We start from the raw sequence: 18,321 nt of genomic DNA on the forward strand, positions 1-18,321 counted from the left end.
GCGATTCAGCGGAAACTCACCCTGGCGTGCCTCAGTGCCCGGGCCGGTTGGCCGGGGCACCAACGTAACGGCGATGTGGAGTGGTCAGTGCGAGTCGTTGCCGGGGTGGCATGGGCCGCAGTTGGCGGCGTCGGTCCACAACGACAGATCGACCTCCCAGCCGTCGCCGGCTATCCGGTGGGCCGTCTTCATCACGGAGCCGTCGTTCTTGAACTCGACCTTGGGCACGTGGTGCAGGAAGTGCCCGTTGTTGTGCTTGTTGCACAGCTCGGCGTACGCCACGGTGTCGAGGATGATCGTGTGGACGCCTATGTCGACGAGTGTGCTGGGCGCGAGCCCGAGTGACTCGCCGCGGTGCTTCATCGCGGTGAGCAGATAGGCGTATCCCTGGCCAAGGACGCGGGCAGCCATGATCGAGTCGTACGGGTAGTCGCGCATGAGGAGCCCGACCTGCTTCTCCCACAGGTCGGCCGGCACGACATCGCGTACGGAGCGGACCGGTCCGGTAGTCGGGTCGGGGGCCTGGAGTGGTGCAGCTGCGGTGGCCATGATGCCTCCGGTAGACGATGCCTCCGGGGATGGGGGCGACGCGCCCAGAACAGCGCATCGCTCCGTTCGCTGGCGACCAACTTCCCATCTGGGAAATGCGTTTGCACGTCCTGCAAGCTGTCTCGACGCTTCCCTCCGGCAGCCCTACCGTAGAAGGACCGGTTGCGTGGCAGGGGAGGGGCCAGTGCCCGTTGACCCCCTCTGGAACAGTATGCGAGCGCGTGAGTTAGCTGCGCAGCGGCGGACCGGCGCACTGATCCGGCTGGGGCGTGAGTACCGCGCGTGGACGCTGGCCGCCCTCGGTGACCGTCTTGGCTGCTCGCCGGCAACGGTCTCCCGGTTGGAGCGCCGCACGCGGATCGTCGATCTGGCGCTGGTGTACCGCGCCGCACTCGAAGTCGGAGTTCCTCGACACATCCTGGTGACTTCCCTTGCGCCACCGTCTGCGACGGCCTCGGCGGCCACTAAAGTGACGGCCAGCCCGAGTGACGCCGAGGAGGACTCCATGCGCCGCCGTACGCTGCTCACCGCCACGGCGGCTGCCGGACCGGCTGCCTTGCTGATGGGGCTGGACGAGGCCTTGGCGGACGCCCCCACGCCGTCCGGCGCCGGACCGCTGGAAGCTCGCTTGGCCACTGCCCGCGATCTGTACGACAACGGCGCTCACAGTCAGCTCCTCGCCTCGCTTCCGGGCCTGTTCGCTGACGGGCACGCTGCCGTCGCCTCCCGCCGCAGTCTCGACCAGGCTCGGCTCTCCACCGTCTACAGTCTCGCCTCCGCCGTGCTCAGCAAGCTCGGGTTCTACGACCGTGCACGGCTCACCGCGGATCGTGCCCGTACCTGGGCTCAGGTCTCTGGTTCGCCGCTTGCGGCGGCGGCCGCCGCCCGGGAGCTAGCGATCGTGTTGCGCCACCAGGACCAGCACACCGCCGCCCAGCGTCTTATGTCATCGGCCGCTACTGACGTTGAGGCGACCGGGCTACGCACGGACGCATCTGCCGCTGCGTATGCACAGATGCTGTGCACGCTGGCCTACACCGCCGCCCGGGGTGGGCAGCGCGACGCCCTGGCGATGATCGAGGAGGCCCGCCGCGCCGCCCGCCGGCTGCCGCCCACTGCGCCAGCGGGCCGCCTGTTCCCCATCGGTCCGGCCGCCGTCGACCTGTACGCGGTCGGCGTCCACTGGGCACTCGGGGACGCGGGCGCCGCGTTGGACGCGGGGAAGAACCTGCACGCCGTCCAGTTCCCTACGGCTGAGCGGAAGGCGCGCATGGGTACCGACATGGCACGGGCATGGTGGGCATGGCAGCGTCCCGAGCAGACAGCCCGCGCCCTGCTGGCTGCCTGCCGGGCCAGCCCCGGCGAGGTTCGGGATCGGCCGGCAATCCGGGCCATCGTCCACGAGCTGGCCCAGCGGCATCCGCACACCATCGGAGTGCGCGAGTTGCGCATGGCTGTGGCAGGGGCCGTTTGACGTCCTGGCCGATGCACCAGGTGACGAGGAGTGGGGCAGCCACTGACGCGAAGAGCCCCAACGGCCGCCCGTGGGGGCTCTTCGCATGTAGGCAGCGAGGACGCCGATCAGGCGCCGGGGAGCTCCCCGCGCTTCACGGCGGTGACGAAGGACGACCAGGCCGGCGCGTTGAAGAGGAGGGCGGGGCCGTGGGGGACCTTGCTGTCACGGACCGGGACGAGGGCGGGGAGGTCGTCGGAGACTTCGACGCAGTTCCCGCCGTCGGGGTTGCTGTAGGTGCTCTTGCGCCAGGTGGCGGTGGTGAGGAAGTCGTCGGACACCTCGAGGCACTGGCCGCCGTCGGGGTTGCTGTAGCTGCTCTTGCGCCAGGCGATGGTGCTCAGGTCGATGGGTCGCACGGCACTTCCTCCAACAGGCGCATGACGAACTTCCGCGATGCGACCGGGCTCAACGCCAGGTCACGCATTGCATCGTACGCGCGTTGTAGGCGCTCAACAGGTGTGTTTTCCTCGATGAGTTCGCCCCGGTGGACGTTCTCCGTATAGGCCACGGTGCGGCCGTCCGAGAGCCGGAGAAACATCACATCCGTACTCACCAAGCCGTGCGGCCCAGCGCTGTGAGGTAGTACGTGAAACGTGATGTTCGGGCGCTTTGCGGCTTCCATCAGGTGCGTCAACTGCTGCTTCCACGCCGGTGCTTCGGACAGCGGCGTCCGCAACACAGACTCCGACAGGATTGTTCGGAAAGGCGGTGCCTCTTCACCGAGCAGCAGCTCGCAGCGCCCCATGCGTGCTTCAACCTGCCGGGTCAGATCGTCCCCCTTGGCGCCGCCCAGCGAGAGCACCTCGCGGGCGTAGCCTTCCGTTTGCAGCATGCCCGGAAGGACGCTGACGCCGAAGTGCCACAAGCTGACCGCCTCGGCCTCCAGCGCCATGTACCGCCGGTACCGCTCCTTGAACTGCGTGGGATCCCCCGCCGCCAACTCCCAGAGGGCCAGCAGCAGCCCCGGTGTGCCGTAGTGCTGGTCGAGGGCCTCGGCGACCTCCGGGCTGCCGATCGTCTGGCCGCTCTCCATCTTTCCGAACAGGGACGCGTCCCAGCCGAGCGCCGCGCCCAGTTGGCGCAGGCTCTCCCCGCGCTGCGTACGCAGCAGTCGCAACTCTTCGGCCAGTCGTTTGCGCGGCTCCTGGCTCCGGCCGGTGACCGCTCTTCTCGGTGGCATCGTGCCCTCCTCCGTGGAAGGTGTGGAACTAACGGTCCAGGGCGCCGAAGCGCAGCCCGCAAGGGGCCTTCACGCCGCCTTCCGGCCCCATCCTCGTAATGGCCGTGCCACTCACCGTAGTCACGGCCGGTCACTCGCACAGGAAAACGGCGGACAGGAGCCACGGCATGACCAGGCCGCAGATCGACGAGGCAGAAGCGGCGTGCGACGAGTTGGCCGACGCGCTCCGGCGGGCGGGCATCGTGCTGCCGTCGCTGGGCGTCGACCCGATGTCGTACACCTACGAACGGCCGGCCCCGCTGGTCGAGTTGGGGCGCTGCCCGGTGGAGACGGTGCAGCGGCTCGTCGCCGTGCTCGACCGGGCGGCCGGCCGGTGAGCGTACGGCTCCGCCCGGTGCCGTACGTCTCGCCGGCGTGCCACATCGGCAGGCATCCGGCGTGCGACAAGGGCGGTGTCGACCGCGAGGCCGCCCCCATCCCCGGGGTGCGGCGTGAGGCGTGTGCCTGCCACTGTCACCAGGGCGGGGCGCCGGGGCGTCACCAGGTGGCGGGGTCCTTCGCCGGGACCGAGAACACCGTCCCGTCGGGCGCCGCAGCGTAGACCCGGCCCCGCGGGCCGTCTGGGCGCGGTTCCGGCAGCTTCTCCACGAAGCCGTTGTGCCGTCGGCCGTCCAGCCGGGGCGGGGTCTGTCCCAGCAGGCCGCCGGAGCGGGCGTCGATCGCCAGTAGCCGGCCGTCGGCCGCGGTGAAGTACAGCCGGTCGCCGCTGACCACGGGCGATGAGCCCCGGCTGACCGAGGTCTCGGTGTCCCACTTCCGTGCCCCGACGGCCTGGAGGGCGCCGCCCTCGGCCAGCAGGTACGCCGTCCCGCCCCGCACCACGGCGGCCGCCTGGTCCAGCGGGGCGGTCAGCGGCAGGCGCCGGGTGTGCCCGGTCGTCGGGTCGTAGCGGACGACGGCGGTGGTGCGGAACGACAACTTGGGGTCGGTGACGGTGAAGTAGACGGCGCCGGAGGTGCCGGTGCCGGCGGGGGTGAGGAGACCGGGCAGGCGGCGGGACCAGAGGAGCCGGCCGTCGGCCGGGTCGACGGCGGTGACCTGCGAGGTCCTGCCGTCGGGGGAGGACTCGGCGGCGTACGCGGCGTGCGGGTCGCCGAAGCCCTTGAAGAGCGGCAACTCATGGCCGGGGAAGCGCTTGTGCCACCGCTGCCGGTGGGTGGTGCTGTCCAGGGCGGTCACCGTGCCGTCGCCGCCCGCCAGCAGGATCCGGTCGCCGATGACCGCAGCGCCACCCTCGTAGCCGGAGACGTCCTTGCTCCAACGGGTGGCGCCCTTGCCGTCGGCCGACGGGTCGAGGGCCGAGAGGCGTGCGGCATCGGGGGAGAAGACGTAGAGCAGCCCGCCGGAGAGCACCGGGGCGGTCGGCGATGCGCTGGGCCGGCCGGTGGGGGCGGCGGCGCGCTGCCACGCCACCCGGCCGGTGTCCGGGTCGAGCCGGGCGGCTAGCACGCCGGGCTGGCCGCAGAAGACGGCGCCGGATCCGGCGGTGCAGTAGGGGAGTTCGGCGTCGTGGCCCTTGGGGCGCTGGAGGAGCGTGGTGTGCCAGGGGCGGGAGGTGGCCGTCCGCCCGGTGCCCGAGGCGTGCGTCTGGAGCGCGGGGTCCTGGCCGGGGCCCCCGGGGGACAGCGCACGGATGCCGGCGAACGTGCCGGCCCCGGCCACCACCAGGGCGAGGGCGGCCCACAGGGGCCAGCGACGGGTACGCGCCCGGGAACGGGAGAGGTCGCCGGCGCGCCGGTGCGGGTGTTCGCGGGAGCCGGCGGGGCGGCCGTCGGCGGTTTCGGCCCCGGTGCCGTCGGTGGTCCGGTACCCGGTGCCGTCGTCGGTCCCGTTGCGGGGCGCGCCCGGGTTTCCGGTCGCGGGGCCGTCGGCATCCGGGGCGGACGGTACGGGCGGGGCGGGTGCCCGTACATGGGTGGTCTCGGCGCGGGACGGGGCGGCCTCGGCCCGTACGGGCCGGCTGGTCTGCCCGGGCTGCCGCTGTGCCGGTATGCGGCTCTCCAGGGGCGTGCCGTCCGGCGCCGCACCGGTCCCTTCGGTGGCCGGGCCCGGCTCGTACGGCACGCCCAGCGGGACGGCGGGCCCGCTCTCCGGCGCGTCCGACCGCAGCAGCTCCATCAGCGCACCGGGCGTCGGGCGGTCCGCCGGCTCCTTCGCCAGGCAGCTCTCGATCAGCGGCGTCAACTCCTCGGGCACGCCCGTCAGATCGGCCTCGTCGTGCACCACCTGGTAGGCGACGATGTACGGGCTCTCGGAGTCGAACGGGCCACGCCCGGTCGCCGCGTGCACCAGCACCGAACCCAGCGCGAAGACGTCCGCGGCGGGCCCCACCTCGCGGGGCCGCTGGAACTGCTCGGGCGCCATGAACGGCGGGGTGCCGATCAACTTGCCGGTCTCGGTGCGCATATCGCTGTCGGACGGGCGGGAGATGCCGAAGTCGATGACTTTCGGCCCGTCCGCGGCCAGCAGGACGTTCCCGGGCTTGAGATCGCGGTGCACCACGCCGGCGCGGTGGATGTCACGCAGCGCCTCGGCGAGGCCGGCGGCCAGCCGACGCACCTCTCCGGGCGTCAGCGGGCCGTTCCGCTTCACATGGTCGGAGAGGGTCGGGCCGGGGATGTGGAGGGTGGCCATCCAGGGGCGTCCGGCGTCCGGGTCGGCGTCCACCACGGGTGCCGTGAAGGCGCCGCTGACCCGCCGCGCGGCCGCCACCTCCTGCCGGAACCGGCCCCGGAACTCCGGGTCTTGGGCGAATTCGGCATGGATGACCTTGACCGCGAGCGGCAGTCCGGAGGGCGAGCGGGCCAGATGGACCACGCCCATACCGCCGGACCCGAGCCGCTTCTCCAGGCGGTACTGCCCGGCGTATTCCGGACGCTCCGCTTCCGGGCCGGCCCCGGAATCGCGCAGCGACGGCATGGATCCACCCCCGTGTCGTTCCCTATGCCTATCGGTCGCAGGTGCGACGCGCGGAGCCTAGTCGATGGCGCGTGCGAAACGGGTGAGGCTTGCTAGCGTGCGCGTCGCACGCCGACCGAAATGCTTCCGACGAACGTGATCGTCCGCGTATTGGGCGTCACGGGCATCAGAGGCATCAGAGGCATCACGGGCGTCACGGCGTCATCAACTACGCATGGCGTCACGGGCGTCATCCACTACGCATCCAGCACGGGGGAATACCGCATGACGAACTCCGACCTCACAAACCCGGACATGACGGCACCGGACACGGTCGCGCCGGAGGCGCCGGGCGGGCCGGAATCCGCCGAGCCGGCGGCGCTCGCCGCTGCCGCCGGCCTGACCTTCGCCCTCGCGCCCGGGCACCGCGTCAAGGTCCGCAAGGGCCCGGGCACGGACTACCCGGTCGTCCGCCTGCTGCCGGAGGGGTCCCGGATCCAGATCCACTGCCAGCAGCACGGCGAGCGGGTCAGCGGCCCGTACGGCACCACCGACCTCTGGGACAGCATCGCTCCCGGCCAGTACGTCTCCGACAGCTACGTCCACACGGGCAGCTCCGGCATGGTCGCGCCGAGCTGTACGGGCTGAGCTGTACGGGCTGAGCCGTACGGGCCGAGCGGGGGTCGAGCGGCGGGGCCGAGTGGTGCGGGGAGGGCGCCCGCCGTACGGATCCGGGGCGCTGGCCGGCCCGGGGCGCCGACCGAGCCCCGGCGCCGACCGAGCCCCGGCGCCGTACGGGCCCGGGGTGCCGGCCGGCCGCCGGGGATAATCGGTGTCATGAGCGAGCAGCAGACGCCCTCCGGGGGCCCGGAGCGCGGCGGCCCCGAGCCGGAGGAGATCCGGTTCTTCGGCACCACCTGGGTCCACCACGACGGCGGTTACGCCCTGCGCCGGGCCGGTGTCGCGGTCGGCTCGCTGCTGGCTGCCGCGGCCGGCGCTGCCGTGCTGCGCTTCGCCTTCCAGGGGCTGGAGATCGCCTCGGTCGGGCCGTTCGTCGGCATCCTTGTCGTCGTCTGCTTCGCCGTTTGCAGTGCGCTGGCCTTCCGGCGGACCTGGGACGGCTTCGTGCGCCGCCCGGACGCGGCGGCCCGCGCCGCCGCCGACCGGTCGGGGCAGAGCCTGATGCTGATCGGCTTCATCGGCTCGCTGCTGGCCTACTTCTGCCGCAGCCTGATCGAGGCCCCGGGGGAGAAGCTGCATCGCGCCGAGTACGCGGCGGCGTGCGAGCGGTACGAGCGCCGGCGGGGCGCCCGTACCGGCAATCCGGCGGGCCGGAAGCCGAAGAAGCGCCGCTGACGCCCGCCGGCGCCTTCCGGTCCCTGTGCCTTCCGGTCCCTGAGCCTTCCGGTCCCCGGCAGGCCCGTCCTGGGTGGCCGGCGCCGGTGCCGGCCGTTCCTGGGCGGACCGTGCCCGGTCGTAGCGGTCCGCCATCGTGCGGAACACCTCGCGCGGCTCCCAGTGCGTCGCGTCCCGCAGCGTCACCACGCCGTACGACGACAGGTCCGCGCCCTTGCGGGTCTTGAAGGCCGCGAAGGTGAACCACAGCGCGGTGTCCACGCCCTCCGCCTCGAAGACGTCCAACAGCTCGGTGAAGTAGCGCACCTGCTCGCTCTCGTCGGGCACCGCGTCGGCCGGCGGCTGCCAGGCCAGCCCGCCGCGCTCGCCCGCGCCCCGGTAGGCACAGGTGCCGAACTCGGTGACGGCGACCGGCTTTCCATGGCGCAGGTGCCCGCGCAGCTCGTCGACGAACGTCGCGGCGTTGTACGCCGCCCGGTAGGCGTCCACCCCGACCAGGTCGAACGGTCGCCAGTCGATGTCCTCCCACGGCCCGGAGGCGTAGGTGATCCGGCCGCCGAATCGCTCCCGCACCAGGCCGGCGACCTCGGCGAGGAAGCCGTTGAGCCGTTCCTGCACCGGGCCCAGCGACATCCACCACGCGCGGTCCCCGGTGGTCATCGCCCGGAGCCGGTCGCCGTAGGTGTCGCCCGGGATGAAGCCGGCGCAGAAGGCGCTCAGTTCACAGCCGGCGACGAACACCACCTCGGCGCCGCCCGCCCGCAGGGCCTCGGCCCGCTCCGCGCAGTCCGCGAAGAACGGCCGCAGCTCCTCGGTCGTGAGATCCACCGGGAACGGCGCGAACCACACCTCCAGCCCGGCCGCCGCGGCGTGCTCCGCGGCGATGCCCAGCCGCTCCGGATCGCCGCCGGATATCCGTACCGCGTCGCAGTGCAGCCGCTCGGCGATCACCGCCATGTCCGCGCGGACCGCCTCGGGGTCGAAGACCGGGCGGGAGTGGTCGTCGCCGGGTAGGAAGCCGGTGTCGTAATTGATTCCCCGTGCGCGCATGTCGCGTCTCACTGCTCCTTCTGTCCGGTGGGGGAGGGGCCGCCGGTGGACCCTTCGGCCGCCGCCCCGCGCGCCGCTGCCTGGTGCGCTGCCGCCTCGCGCGCCGCCGGGTGCGTTGCCGCCGCGGGTGCCCCGTCGTTGCGCGCCGCCGCCGCGCGTGCCCCGTCGTCGCGCGCCGCTGCCGCGCGTGCCATGCCGTTGTATGCCTCGTCGTCGTATGCCCCGTCGTCGTGTGCTGTGGTGTGCTCCAGGCCGTCGGCGAGCAGGTCGAAGGCGCGCTCGACGTCCTGGGCCAGTCGGCGGCGGGCCTCCTCCGGCGAGGCGCCGTCGGCCAGCCGCCGGAAGAACGCCTCCTGGAGCGTGACCAGGGAGGCGCTGATCTGGGCCGCCATCAGGACCGCGGTCATCTCGTCCCGCTCCGCCGCCAGGACCTCGGCCAGCCGCTGCCGCTGCTGGTAGAGCAGGGCGTTGGCGGCGCCGGAGAGAGCCGGGCTGTCGAAGATCACCCGTACCCGGGCGACCATCAGGTCCCGGTCGGCCCCGGTCATCGGGGCCGCGGCGAACGCCCGGTAGTGCGCCCGCAGCGCCGCCAGCGGCGACTCGCCGGCCGGCCGCCCGGCGACGATCCCCGCGAGGTCGTCGTCGCCCACGCCCTGCAGTGCGAGCGACTCCTTGGTCGGGAAGTACGAGAAGAGTGTTGCCTTGGCCACCTCAGCGGCCTCGGCGATCTCGTTGACCGTCACCGCCTCGAAGCCGCGCTCGGCGAACAGCCGCCAGGCCGTCGCCGCGATCCGCCGTCTCGTCTGCTCCTTCTTCCGTTCACGCAAGCCCACCATGCCCCACCGTAACCAGACCAAGTTCAAAAATGAACCCGGTATGGTTTTTTCCTTCCTCCTGCGCCGGTGTCGCCTCGCGGGCACGATGAGGCCCATGCCCACCCAGCCGCCCCAACCGCCCCAACCGCCCCAACCGCCCGTCTCGTCACAGCCCCCGGGGCACCGCACCCTCGCCCGGGCCTTCGACGCGGTGGCCGCCCAGTACGCCACCGCCCGCCCCGGCTACCCGCCGGCCCTCTTCGACGCGATCGAGGAACTGGCCGGCCGACCGCTGGCCGGCGCACGGGTGCTGGACGTCGGGGCCGGCACCGGTATCGCCACCGGACTGCTCACCGCGCGCGGCGCCCAGGTCACCGCCGTGGAACCGGGCGCCGCCATGGCCGGCGCGCTGCGCACCGCCCACCCCGGCACCCCGCTCGTCCGCGCCGCCGGCGAGGCGCTGCCCTTCCCCGACGACGCCGCCTTCGACCTCGTCGGCTACGCCCAGGCCTGGCACTGGACCGATCCGGCCCGCTCGGTGCCCGAGGCGCTGAGGGTGCTGCGGCCCGGCGGTGCGCTCGCCCTGTGGTCGAACATCCCCGACCCGGACGTCACTTGGGCCGCTGAACAGGAGGCCCGGCTCGCCCGCCGCCTGACCGGCTACCACGCCCACAGCGTCGCCCCGGAGGCCCCGGACCTAATCCGCGGCCTCGGCCTCGGTCTGGACCCCGCCTACCGGATCCTGCACTGGACCCGGCGGGTCCCCCTCGACACCCACCTCGCCATGCTCGGCAGCCGCTCCTACTTCGCCGCCATTGGCCCCGAGGCCGCCGCCCCCGTCCTGGCGGACGAGCGCACTGCCCTGCTGGACGTCTTCCCCGACGGCATCGTCGAGGAGGCCTACGCACTCGACCTCACCGTCACGATCCGGCCGGCCGCATCGTCCTGAGAGGTACGGAGCCGCCCGGTGGCGAGCCGGGCGGAGGTACGGAGCCGCCCGGTGGCGAGCCGGACGGAGGCACGGAGCCGCCCGGTGGCGAGCCGGACGGAGGCACGGAGCGAAGGAGTCACCCCATGACGGAGACGCAGACCGGCGTCCGGTGCGCCGAGAGCGGCCAACTGCACGGCCGGCTGGCGCAGTTCGAGGACCAGCGGCAGCGGCTGTGGGCCATCGCGTACCGGATCACGGGCACCGTGACCGACGCCGACGACGCCGTGCAGGAGGCCTGGCTGCGCTGGCAGGCGCTGCCCGACGAGCCGCCGGTGGCCAGCCCGCGCGCCTTCCTCACCACCGTCGTCAGCCGGATCTGCTACGACCTGCTGGGCTCGGCCCGGGCCCGCCGGGAGACCTACGTCGGGCCGTGGCTGCCGGAACCGCTGCTCGCCGGGCCGGAGTTCACGGTGTCCGCGGCGCCCGCCGGCGCCGGGCCCGAGGACCGGGTCACGCTCGACGAGTCCGTGGGGATGGCGCTGCTCGCCGTCCTGGAGCGGCTCACCCCGGCCGAACGCACCGCCTTCGTCCTGCACGACGTCTTCGCGGTGCCCTTCCCGGAGATAGCCGAGGCGGTCGGCCGCACCCCCGACTCCGTACGGCAGCTGGCCTCTCGCGCCCGCCGACGGGTCCGGTCCGAGGCGCCGCGCCGCACCGTGGACCGCGCCGAGCACCGCCGCACCGTCGAGGCGTTCCTCTCCGCCGTCATGGGCGGCGACCTGGAGGACCTGCTGGCGGTGCTCGACCCGGAGGTCATCTGGCGCTCGGACGGCGGCGGCAAGGTGAGCGCCGCCCGCCGGCCGGTGCTGGGCCGCGAGAAGGTAGCCCGCTTTGTGCACGGTCTGCTCTCCCGCAGCGCCGAGTTGGGCGGGGTGCGGGTGGCCCTGACGGACGTCAACGGCGCCGCCGGGCTGGTCTTCGCCGATGCGGCGGGCCGCCAGGCCGGGGTGTTCGCGTTCACCGTGCACGACGGGCTGATCACCGAGGTGGACGCCGTGATCAACCCGGACAAGCTCGGCCACCTCGACCTCGGCCGGCTGTAGGCCCGGCCGGTCGGGCGTCCAGGAAGGGGCTCCCTGGCCGGTGTCACATTCGCGGCCGCCGTTCCGTCCTCCTTTCAGCGCCGCCCGCCCGGGCACCGGCGCCCCGGCACAGGAGGACAGCATGAAGAATGTGCGGAAGCAGCGGGTCGTGGTACTCGGCGGCGGCTACGCCGGCACCCTCGCCGCACTCCGGCTCGCCCCGTACGCGCGGGTGACCCTGGTGGACCCCGACGACCGGTTCACCGAGCGGGTACGGCAGCACGAGCTGGCCGCCGGCCGCCCCGATGTGACGTACCCCCGGGCGCAGTTGCTGCGCGGCACCGGCATCGAGCAGCTCGCCGCCCGCGCCACCGCCCTGGACCCCGACGCCCGCACCGTGCACACCGACAGCGGCCGCACCCTGGGCTACGACCGGCTGGTCTACGCCCTCGGCAGCCACACCGACCCGCGCGGCGCCGGGGAGCGCAGCTTCACCGCCGAGAGCGCCGCCGCCCTCCACAAGCGGCTGCGGGACGCCCCCGGCGCGCTGACCGTGGTCGGCGGTGGCCTCACCGGCATCGAGATGGCCACCGAGCTCGCCGAGGCGTACCCGGAGTGGGAGGTCCGGCTGTGCACCGGTGGCGAGGTCGGCGGCGGGCTCTCGGCCCGCGGCCGGGCCCATGTCCGCGGCGTGCTGGGGCGGTTGGGGGTGGCCGTCGAGGAGGGCCGCCGGGTCGGCCACGCGGACGAGATCGACACCGACACCGTCGTCTGGGCGGCCGCCCTGAAGCCCACCGCCGGCCTCGCCCAGGACGCCGGCCTGGCCGTCGACCCGGCCTCCGGCCGACTCGCGGTCGATGCGGCGCTCCGCTCGGTCAGCCACCCCGACATCCATGTCGCCGGTGATGCGGCCGCCGCCCACGCCCCACGCGCCGGAGCGCTGCGGATGGCCTGTGCCACCGCGCTGCCCACCGGCTCGCACGCGGCCGGCGCGATCCTCGCCGAACTCCGCGGCGCCGAGCCCGCGCCGCTGGCGTTCGGCTATGTCTTCCAGTGCGTGAGCCTGGGCCGGCGCGACGGCCTGATCCTGTCGGTACGGGCGGACGACACCCCGCGCGAGCGGGTGCTGACCGGCCGCCCGGCCGCCGCCTTCAAGGAGCAGGTGGTCCGCGGCACCCTGCGCTTCCTGCGGCTGGCGGCCCGCCGCCCGGAGGTGATCCGCCTGATACCCGGCCTCGGCTGAGGCGGCGGGAGGCGGCCGGTCGCCCCGGACCGGCACCTCAGCACACCCAGTCAGCGCAACCGGTCAGGACACCCGGTGCGGCTTCCCCTTGCCGTACAGCCAGGTGTCGAAGAGGCCCGTCAGGTCCACCTCGGTGCGCTCCTGGCAGAAGGCGATGAAGTCCTTGGAATCGGCGTTGCGGTAGCGGTACTTGGCGGGCCACTCCTTGAGGATCCGGAAGAACGTCCGGTCGCCGACGGCGTTGCGCAGCTGCTGCAGCACCATCGCGCCCCGCTCGTAGACCGGCGCCTCCGTCACGTTCGCCGGCTTGCCCGGGTCGCCCGGCGGGAAGTCCCAGCGCGGGTTGTGCGCGCTGCTCTTGTAGAGCGCGTCGAACTGCTGCTGCGGGGTCTTGCCGCCCTGGTGCTCCTCCCACAGCCACTCGGCGTAGGTGGCGAAGCCCTCGTTGAGCCAGGTGTCCCGCCAGGTCTTCGGCGTCACCGAGTCCCCGTACCACTGGTGGGCCATCTCGTGCACCACGGTGATGGTGTCCGGTGCCCCCGCGTAGACCGGCTTGGTCTGCGACTCCAGGGCCTCCCAGCTGATCCGCGGCGGCGTGTCGTCGACGATCGCGCCGGCCGAGGAGAAGGGGTACGGGCCGAACACCTTGGTCTCCCAAGCGATGATCTCCGGCAGCCGCGCCAGCGGCTTCCGGCTCGCGGCGGCCTCCGCCGGGTCCACCGCGACGTACAGCGGCAGGCCGCCGGGCGTCTTCGAGGTGTGCACGTCGAACTTCCCGATGGTGGCGGTGGCGAGGTAACTGGCCATCGGCTGGGGGCTGTGCCAGCGGAAGGTGGTCCGGCCCTTGGCGGTCTGCTGCGAGAGCAGCTCGCCGTTGGCGACGGCGGTGTAGTGCTGCGGCACGGTGACGGTGAAGTCGTAGGTGGCCTTGTCGTCGGGGTGGTTGTTCGCCGGGAACCACGTCATCGAGCCGGCCGGCTCCCCGGAGACGAACGCCCCGTCGGGCGTGGTGACCCAGCCCTCCGTCGTCCCGTCCGGGTCCTTCAGCTCCTGCGGCTTCCCCTCGTACACGACGGTGGTGCGGAACTGCGCGCCCTTGGCGATGCCCTTGGCCGGCGTCACCGTCAGCTTGTGCCCCTTGCGGGAGAACGCCGAGGCGGCGCCGTCGACCCGTACCGCGGTCACCCGCAGACCCTGCAGGTCCAGCTTGAAGGACCGCAGGTCCTGCTCGGCCCTGGCGGTGATCTCGGTACGCGCCGCCAGCTGCTTGCGCTGCACGTCGTAGTCGAGGCCGATGGCGTAGTGGCGGACGTCGTAGCCGCCGTTGCCCAGTGCGGGGAACAGCGGATCGCCGACCCCGCCGCGGCCGGCCGTCCCTCCTGCACCCACGGTGGCGCCGGTACAGGAGGACAGCAGCAGTGCGACCGACAGGGCGGCGGTCGCACCGCAACGGCGAAGGGGCCGGCGGCTCACAACACTCCTCGGGACGGCGGTCACGACCCCACGACCCTACGGCGATTTCCGCCGCCCCGCCCCTGGGTTACCCAGGGAGCCCGCCGCAACGGGCGGGTGACCCCGTCAGGGGGCGGCGGAGGAGGCCTTCTCCCGCGCGCTCCCGCCCGGCCCGCGGCGCTGCTCCTCCCAGTGGCCGAGCGCCGCTGCACACGCGTGGTCCAGGTGCCGCAGCCCGGACAGGTCCAGCTCGACCTCCCGGTCCCGCGGCAGCGCCTCCAACTGGTCCAGCAGCTTCGGCAGCCGCAGGAAGGTCGCATTGCCCAGGGCCCGGACCCGTACCGGGCCGGTGCCCTCCAGGCCGGCCACCTCCAGGTGGACGTGCGAGGTCTCCCACGCCGACTTGGCCACCGCCATCAGCAGCCCCAGCAGCACCCCCTCGAACATATTGGTCGCCACGATCGCCACCGCCGTCGCTGCCAGCACCACGGCCTCACCCCGGTGCTCCCGCCACAGCGGACCCCACGCCTTCACCGGGAGCAGCTTGCAACCGGCGTGCACCAGGACGCCCGCCAGCGCCGCGATCGGCACCACGCCCAGCGCCGCCGGGAACGCCACCGCGAACACCAGCAGCCACACCCCGTGCAGCACCCGCGACGCCTTGGTCCGCGCCCCGGCGTGCACATTCGCGGCGCTGCGCACGATCACCGCGGTCATCGGCAGCGCCCCGAGCAGTCCGCACACCGTGTTGCCGGCGCCCTGCGCCATCAGCTCCTTGTCGTAGTCGGTCTTCGGCCCGTCGTGCAGCCGGTCCACCGCGGCCGCACTGAACAGCGACTCGGCCGAGGCGATCAGGGCGAAGGCCAGCACCGTGCCCAGCGCCCCGAGCACCGCGCCCGCCTCCACCAGCCGCGCGAAGTCCGCGCTGCCCGGCGGCCGTACGACATCCAGCAGGCCCTGCACCTCGACCCGCGCCACCGGCAGGTCCAGCACGCCCACCACCGCGGTCGCCAGCGCCACCGCCACCAGCGGTGCCGGCAGCACCCGCGCCGCCGGGCGCCACCGCGGCCACAGCACCAGCACCACGATGGTCGACACCCCGATCGCCAGCGCCACCGGCGCGTCCTCCGAGGCGAGGGTGTCCACCAGGAGCCGCGGCAGCCCGGCCAGGTTCGCCGGCCCGCCGCCCGGCGCCTTGGCGTCCGCCAGGGCGTACACCTGCCCGGTGATCAGGACCAGCCCGATGCCCGCGAGCATCCCCTGGACGACGGCGACCGAGATGGCGCGGAACCAGCGGCCCAGCCGCAGCGCCCCCATGGCCAGTTGCAGCACCCCGGCGATCAGCACCAGGGCGCCCAGCGTGCCGAGCCCGTACTCCTGCACGGCCTCGTAGACCAGCACGGTCAGCCCGGCGGCGGGCCCGCTGACCTGCAGGCTGCTGCCCGGCAGCAGCCCGGTGAGCAGCCCGCCGACCATCCCGGTGACCAGCCCGAGCTCGGCCGGCGCGCCGGAGGCGACGGCCACCCCGACGCACAGCGGTACCGCCACGAGGAAGACGACGAGGGAGGCGGTGACGTCGGCCCGGAGGGTGGCCGGCGACCAGCGGCGGTCGCCGCGCGACCCGGGTGCGGATATGGACGGCTGGGACGGGCGTGAGCGGGCAACACGGAACCTACGCATGAGCAAGCCTCCAGCAGGAGTGGGATGCGGTGGCGCACGCGCACACGGCACCGGGCCCGGGCGTGGACACGTGCGGCAGCACGCGCCGCGGCACGAACGGGCCGGGCGGACAGGCGGCGTTGATGCGCCGTGAAGGGTGCGAGCGGTGACGGCTGGATCCGTCGGATGCGCGGGCCGGGGAAGGCCCCGGGGAAAGCTCGTGGCTCTCAGCAGCGGAAGACGCCGTGATGGACCGGTAGTTCACCTGATCTCGACACCGGTACGGCCTGACGGCCGGTCAGCGGGGCGGCGATGCCCACACCGGCCTCGGTCCTCTCGGGCTCGCTCGTCGACACCGGCGTGCCCGGCGGCGTCGGTGCGCACAGCGTGGCCGCGGAACGCCCGCTACGGCGCGGTGGGCAGCGGTGGGCGGCGACCTCCGGATGCTCGGAACCTTCCGACGCCACCGGTGCGGCGTCCGTGGAGCGGGGACCGGCCGAGCTGCTCGCGGCCGTCCGGCGCGCTCCGTACGCACCGTCCGCGCACAGCGGCAGGGCCAGGACGACGGCCAGGAGGATCAACAGGAGCCGGCCGAGGCCGCCGACCCGGATCGTCGCCATCGTCGCCCCCTTCGGCGCGGCTGGACAGGTCACCCCATTGTGTCGAGGTGGACGCGCCCGTTCGCACCTCGGTTTGTAACCACCCTGTAAACGCCGAGTTATCGGACAGGAAGGAAGGGTTCCGTTCGCGCCGGCGATCGCCGGAACGTCCCCCGCGCCCCAATGCGCCCTTGCCATCCGGCCCCACTCCGCACCACACCTACCCCCTTGACGCTTTCTCCTCCCCACCTCACTATTCACCGCATGATGAATTACCGCCCCGAGGACCACCCCGCCTCCCCCTCCCCACCCTCATCACCCGCCGTCCACGCACACGGCCTCACCGTCGCCCGAGGCGGCCGCACCGTCCTGGACTCCCTCACCTTCGACCTCCCCCCGGGCCGGATCACCGGCCTCCTCGGCCCCTCCGGCTGCGGCAAGACCACCCTGATGCGGGCCGTCGTCGGCACCCAGGCCACGGTCACCGGCACCCTCGACGTCCTCGGCCACCCCGCGGGCCACCCCGCCCTGCGCCCCCGCATCGGCTACGTCACCCAGCGCCCCGCCGTCTACGACGACCTCACCGTCCGCCAGAACCTCGACTACTTCGCCGCCGTCCTCCACCCCGGCCGCGCCGCCCACGCCGACCGGCGCGAGCGCGTCGACCGAGCCCTTCAGGACATCGACCTCACCGACCACGCGGGCGCCCTGGCCGGCCCCCTCTCCGGCGGCCAGCGCAGCCGGGTCTCCCTCGCCGTCGCCCTGCTCGGCGCCCCCGACCTCCTCGTCCTGGACGAACCCACCGTCGGTCTGGACCCCGTCCTCCGCCGCGAGTTGTGGCACCTCTTCCACGGCCTGGCCGCCGAGCGGGGCACCACCCTCCTGGTCTCCTCACACGTCATGGACGAGGCCGAGCGCTGCCACTCCCTGCTCCTGATGCGCGCCGGCCGGATCCTCGCCGCCGACACCCCGGACGCCCTCCGGGACCGCACCGGCACCCCCACCGTCGAAGCCGCCTTCCTCCACCTCGTCGACACCGACGCGGCCGCCCCCAAGGAACTGGCCTCATGACCACCCGCACCGCCCCCCTCTCCCCGTCGCGCACCCTCGCCACCACCGCCCGCGTCCTGCGCCAACTGCGCCACGACCCCCGCACCATCGCGCTGATGCTCGTCGTCCCGTGCGTGATGATCGCCCTGCTGCGCTACGTCTTCGACGCCCGCCCGGAGACCTTCGACAGCATCGGTGCCTCACTCCTCGGCATCTTCCCGATGATCACGATGTTCCTGGTGACCTCCATCGCCACCCTGCGCGAACGCACCTCCGGCACCCTGGAGCGCCTGCTCGCCATGCCCCTGGGCAAGGCCGACCTGATCAGCGGCTACGGCCTGGCCTTCGGCCTGCTGGCGATCATCCAGTCCGCCCTCGCCACGGCCCTGTCCGTCTGGCTCCTCGGCCTCGACGTCACGGGCTCCCCCTGGCTCCTGCTCCTCGTCGCCGTCCTCGACGCCCTCCTCGGCACCGCCCTCGGCCTCTTCGTCTCGGCCTTCGCCGCCTCGGAATTCCAGGCCGTCCAGTTCATGCCCGCCGTCCTCATGCCCCAGCTACTGCTCTGCGGCCTCTTCACCCCCCGCAGCACCATGCACCCCGCCCTGGAGGCACTCTCCGACGCCCTGCCGATGTCCTACGCCGTCGACGGCATGGCCGAAGTCCTCCACCACGCAACCCCCACCGGCACCTTCCTCCGCGACACCCTCATCGTCACCACCTCCGCCCTCCTGGTCCTCACCTTGGGCGCCGCGACGCTGCGCCGCCGGACGGCGTAATTCCCACGTGTTCGGCTGTCCCGCCGTGGGGGTTGTTCGCCGGTGGGCCGGCGGCCCGTGCATTGTCGACTTTCGCGCCGTTGCGCCTGCGGCGGGCGGTGCCGC

Annotated in this window: 18 protein-coding genes; 10 read left to right on the forward strand and 8 right to left on the reverse strand. The window is 73.3% G+C overall.

The features are described from left to right. Positions 1 to 84: 84 nt before the first annotated feature. Positions 85 to 549, reverse strand: coding sequence for a hypothetical protein (locus AB0G84_RS34925; RefSeq protein ID WP_361330280.1), 465 nt, complete (start codon positions 547 to 549; stop codon positions 85 to 87). A 211-nt stretch (positions 550 to 760) separates the two neighbouring features. Here AB0G84_RS34925 and AB0G84_RS34930 point away from each other — a divergent pair, with 211 nt between their 5' ends. Continuing rightward, complete coding sequence (locus AB0G84_RS34930; protein ID WP_361330326.1) at positions 761 to 2,023, forward strand: helix-turn-helix transcriptional regulator; 1,263 nt, start codon at positions 761 to 763, stop codon at positions 2,021 to 2,023. A gap of 107 nt (positions 2,024 to 2,130) precedes the next feature. On the opposite strand, the gene AB0G84_RS34935 is transcribed toward AB0G84_RS34930, so the two are convergent. Together AB0G84_RS34935 and AB0G84_RS34940 are read right to left on the reverse strand one after the other, a co-directional pair. Next, positions 2,131 to 2,421 (reverse strand): DUF397 domain-containing protein, encoded by a 291-nt coding sequence (locus AB0G84_RS34935; RefSeq protein WP_361330283.1) that lies wholly within the window; start codon positions 2,419 to 2,421, stop codon positions 2,131 to 2,133. Continuing rightward, positions 2,403 to 3,245, reverse strand: a complete 843-nt coding sequence (locus AB0G84_RS34940; RefSeq protein WP_361330286.1) for a helix-turn-helix transcriptional regulator — start codon at positions 3,243 to 3,245, stop codon at positions 2,403 to 2,405. The genes AB0G84_RS34935 and AB0G84_RS34940 overlap by 19 nt, the downstream gene beginning before the upstream one ends. Before the next feature lie 167 nt (positions 3,246 to 3,412). On the opposite strand from AB0G84_RS34940, the gene AB0G84_RS34945 reads away from it, so the two are divergent. Next, complete coding sequence (locus AB0G84_RS34945; protein ID WP_361330288.1) at positions 3,413 to 3,622, forward strand: hypothetical protein; 210 nt, start codon at positions 3,413 to 3,415, stop codon at positions 3,620 to 3,622. Between the two features lie 160 nt (positions 3,623 to 3,782). Here AB0G84_RS34945 and AB0G84_RS34950 read toward each other — a convergent pair whose 3' ends face one another. Then, a complete protein-coding gene (locus AB0G84_RS34950; RefSeq protein ID WP_361330290.1) occupies positions 3,783 to 6,224 on the reverse strand; it encodes a PQQ-binding-like beta-propeller repeat protein in 2,442 nt (813 codons plus the stop codon). Positions 6,225 to 6,518: 294 nt separating this feature from the next. Between AB0G84_RS34950 and AB0G84_RS34955 the strand changes: the two genes are divergently transcribed. The 3 genes from AB0G84_RS34955 (at position 6,519) to AB0G84_RS34965 (ending at position 8,573) form a co-directional block, all read left to right on the forward strand. Beyond that, on the forward strand, positions 6,519 to 6,851 hold the full coding sequence (locus AB0G84_RS34955; protein ID WP_361330329.1) for a peptidase: 333 nt from the start codon (positions 6,519 to 6,521) through the stop codon (positions 6,849 to 6,851). Between the two features lie 189 nt (positions 6,852 to 7,040). After that, positions 7,041 to 7,559 carry a hypothetical protein gene (locus tag AB0G84_RS34960; protein WP_361330293.1) on the forward strand — a complete coding sequence of 173 codons (519 nt, stop codon included), beginning with the start codon at positions 7,041 to 7,043 and terminating at the stop codon, positions 7,557 to 7,559. A gap of 420 nt (positions 7,560 to 7,979) precedes the next feature. Further along, positions 7,980 to 8,573: a hypothetical protein gene (locus tag AB0G84_RS34965; RefSeq protein ID WP_361330296.1), complete on the forward strand. Its 594-nt coding sequence runs from the start codon at positions 7,980 to 7,982 to the stop codon at positions 8,571 to 8,573. Positions 8,574 to 8,617: 44 nt separating this feature from the next. On the opposite strand, the gene AB0G84_RS34970 is transcribed toward AB0G84_RS34965, so the two are convergent. Then, on the reverse strand, positions 8,618 to 9,445 hold the full coding sequence (locus AB0G84_RS34970; protein WP_361330299.1) for a TetR family transcriptional regulator: 828 nt from the start codon (positions 9,443 to 9,445) through the stop codon (positions 8,618 to 8,620). Positions 9,446 to 9,539: 94 nt separating this feature from the next. Between AB0G84_RS34970 and AB0G84_RS34975 the strand changes: the two genes are divergently transcribed. From AB0G84_RS34975 to AB0G84_RS34985, 3 genes are all read left to right on the forward strand, one after another. Then, positions 9,540 to 10,373 carry a class I SAM-dependent methyltransferase gene (locus tag AB0G84_RS34975; protein WP_361330302.1) on the forward strand — a complete coding sequence of 278 codons (834 nt, stop codon included), beginning with the start codon at positions 9,540 to 9,542 and terminating at the stop codon, positions 10,371 to 10,373. 125 nt (positions 10,374 to 10,498) lie between these two features. Further along, complete coding sequence (gene sigJ, locus AB0G84_RS34980) at positions 10,499 to 11,458, forward strand: RNA polymerase sigma factor SigJ (RefSeq protein ID WP_361330305.1); 960 nt, start codon at positions 10,499 to 10,501, stop codon at positions 11,456 to 11,458. Positions 11,459 to 11,579: 121 nt separating this feature from the next. Beyond that, entirely contained in the window at positions 11,580 to 12,680 is a 1,101-nt protein-coding gene (locus AB0G84_RS34985) for an FAD-dependent oxidoreductase (RefSeq protein ID WP_361330308.1), read from the forward strand. Positions 12,681 to 12,743: 63 nt separating this feature from the next. Here AB0G84_RS34985 and AB0G84_RS34990 read toward each other — a convergent pair whose 3' ends face one another. The 3 genes from AB0G84_RS34990 to AB0G84_RS35000 form a co-directional block, all read right to left on the reverse strand. Then, on the reverse strand, positions 12,744 to 14,153 hold the full coding sequence (locus AB0G84_RS34990; RefSeq protein ID WP_361330311.1) for a M1 family metallopeptidase: 1,410 nt from the start codon (positions 14,151 to 14,153) through the stop codon (positions 12,744 to 12,746). A 105-nt stretch (positions 14,154 to 14,258) separates the two neighbouring features. Next, complete coding sequence (locus AB0G84_RS34995) at positions 14,259 to 15,812, reverse strand: SulP family inorganic anion transporter (RefSeq protein ID WP_361330314.1); 1,554 nt, start codon at positions 15,810 to 15,812, stop codon at positions 14,259 to 14,261. Between the two features lie 206 nt (positions 15,813 to 16,018). Beyond that, positions 16,019 to 16,411: a hypothetical protein gene (locus AB0G84_RS35000; RefSeq protein ID WP_361330317.1), complete on the reverse strand. Its 393-nt coding sequence runs from the start codon at positions 16,409 to 16,411 to the stop codon at positions 16,019 to 16,021. Between the two features lie 243 nt (positions 16,412 to 16,654). On the opposite strand from AB0G84_RS35000, the gene AB0G84_RS35005 reads away from it, so the two are divergent. Together AB0G84_RS35005 and AB0G84_RS35010 are read left to right on the forward strand one after the other, a co-directional pair. Next, positions 16,655 to 17,461, forward strand: coding sequence for an ABC transporter ATP-binding protein (locus tag AB0G84_RS35005; protein ID WP_361330320.1), 807 nt, complete (start codon positions 16,655 to 16,657; stop codon positions 17,459 to 17,461). Next, positions 17,458 to 18,216, forward strand: coding sequence for an ABC transporter permease (locus AB0G84_RS35010; protein ID WP_361330323.1), 759 nt, complete (start codon positions 17,458 to 17,460; stop codon positions 18,214 to 18,216). The genes AB0G84_RS35005 and AB0G84_RS35010 overlap by 4 nt, the downstream gene beginning before the upstream one ends. Positions 18,217 to 18,321: the final 105 nt, after the last annotated feature.

This window comes from Streptomyces sp. NPDC020742, assembly GCF_040641675.1.
Taxonomy (GTDB): Bacteria; Actinomycetota; Actinomycetes; order Streptomycetales; family Streptomycetaceae; genus Streptomyces.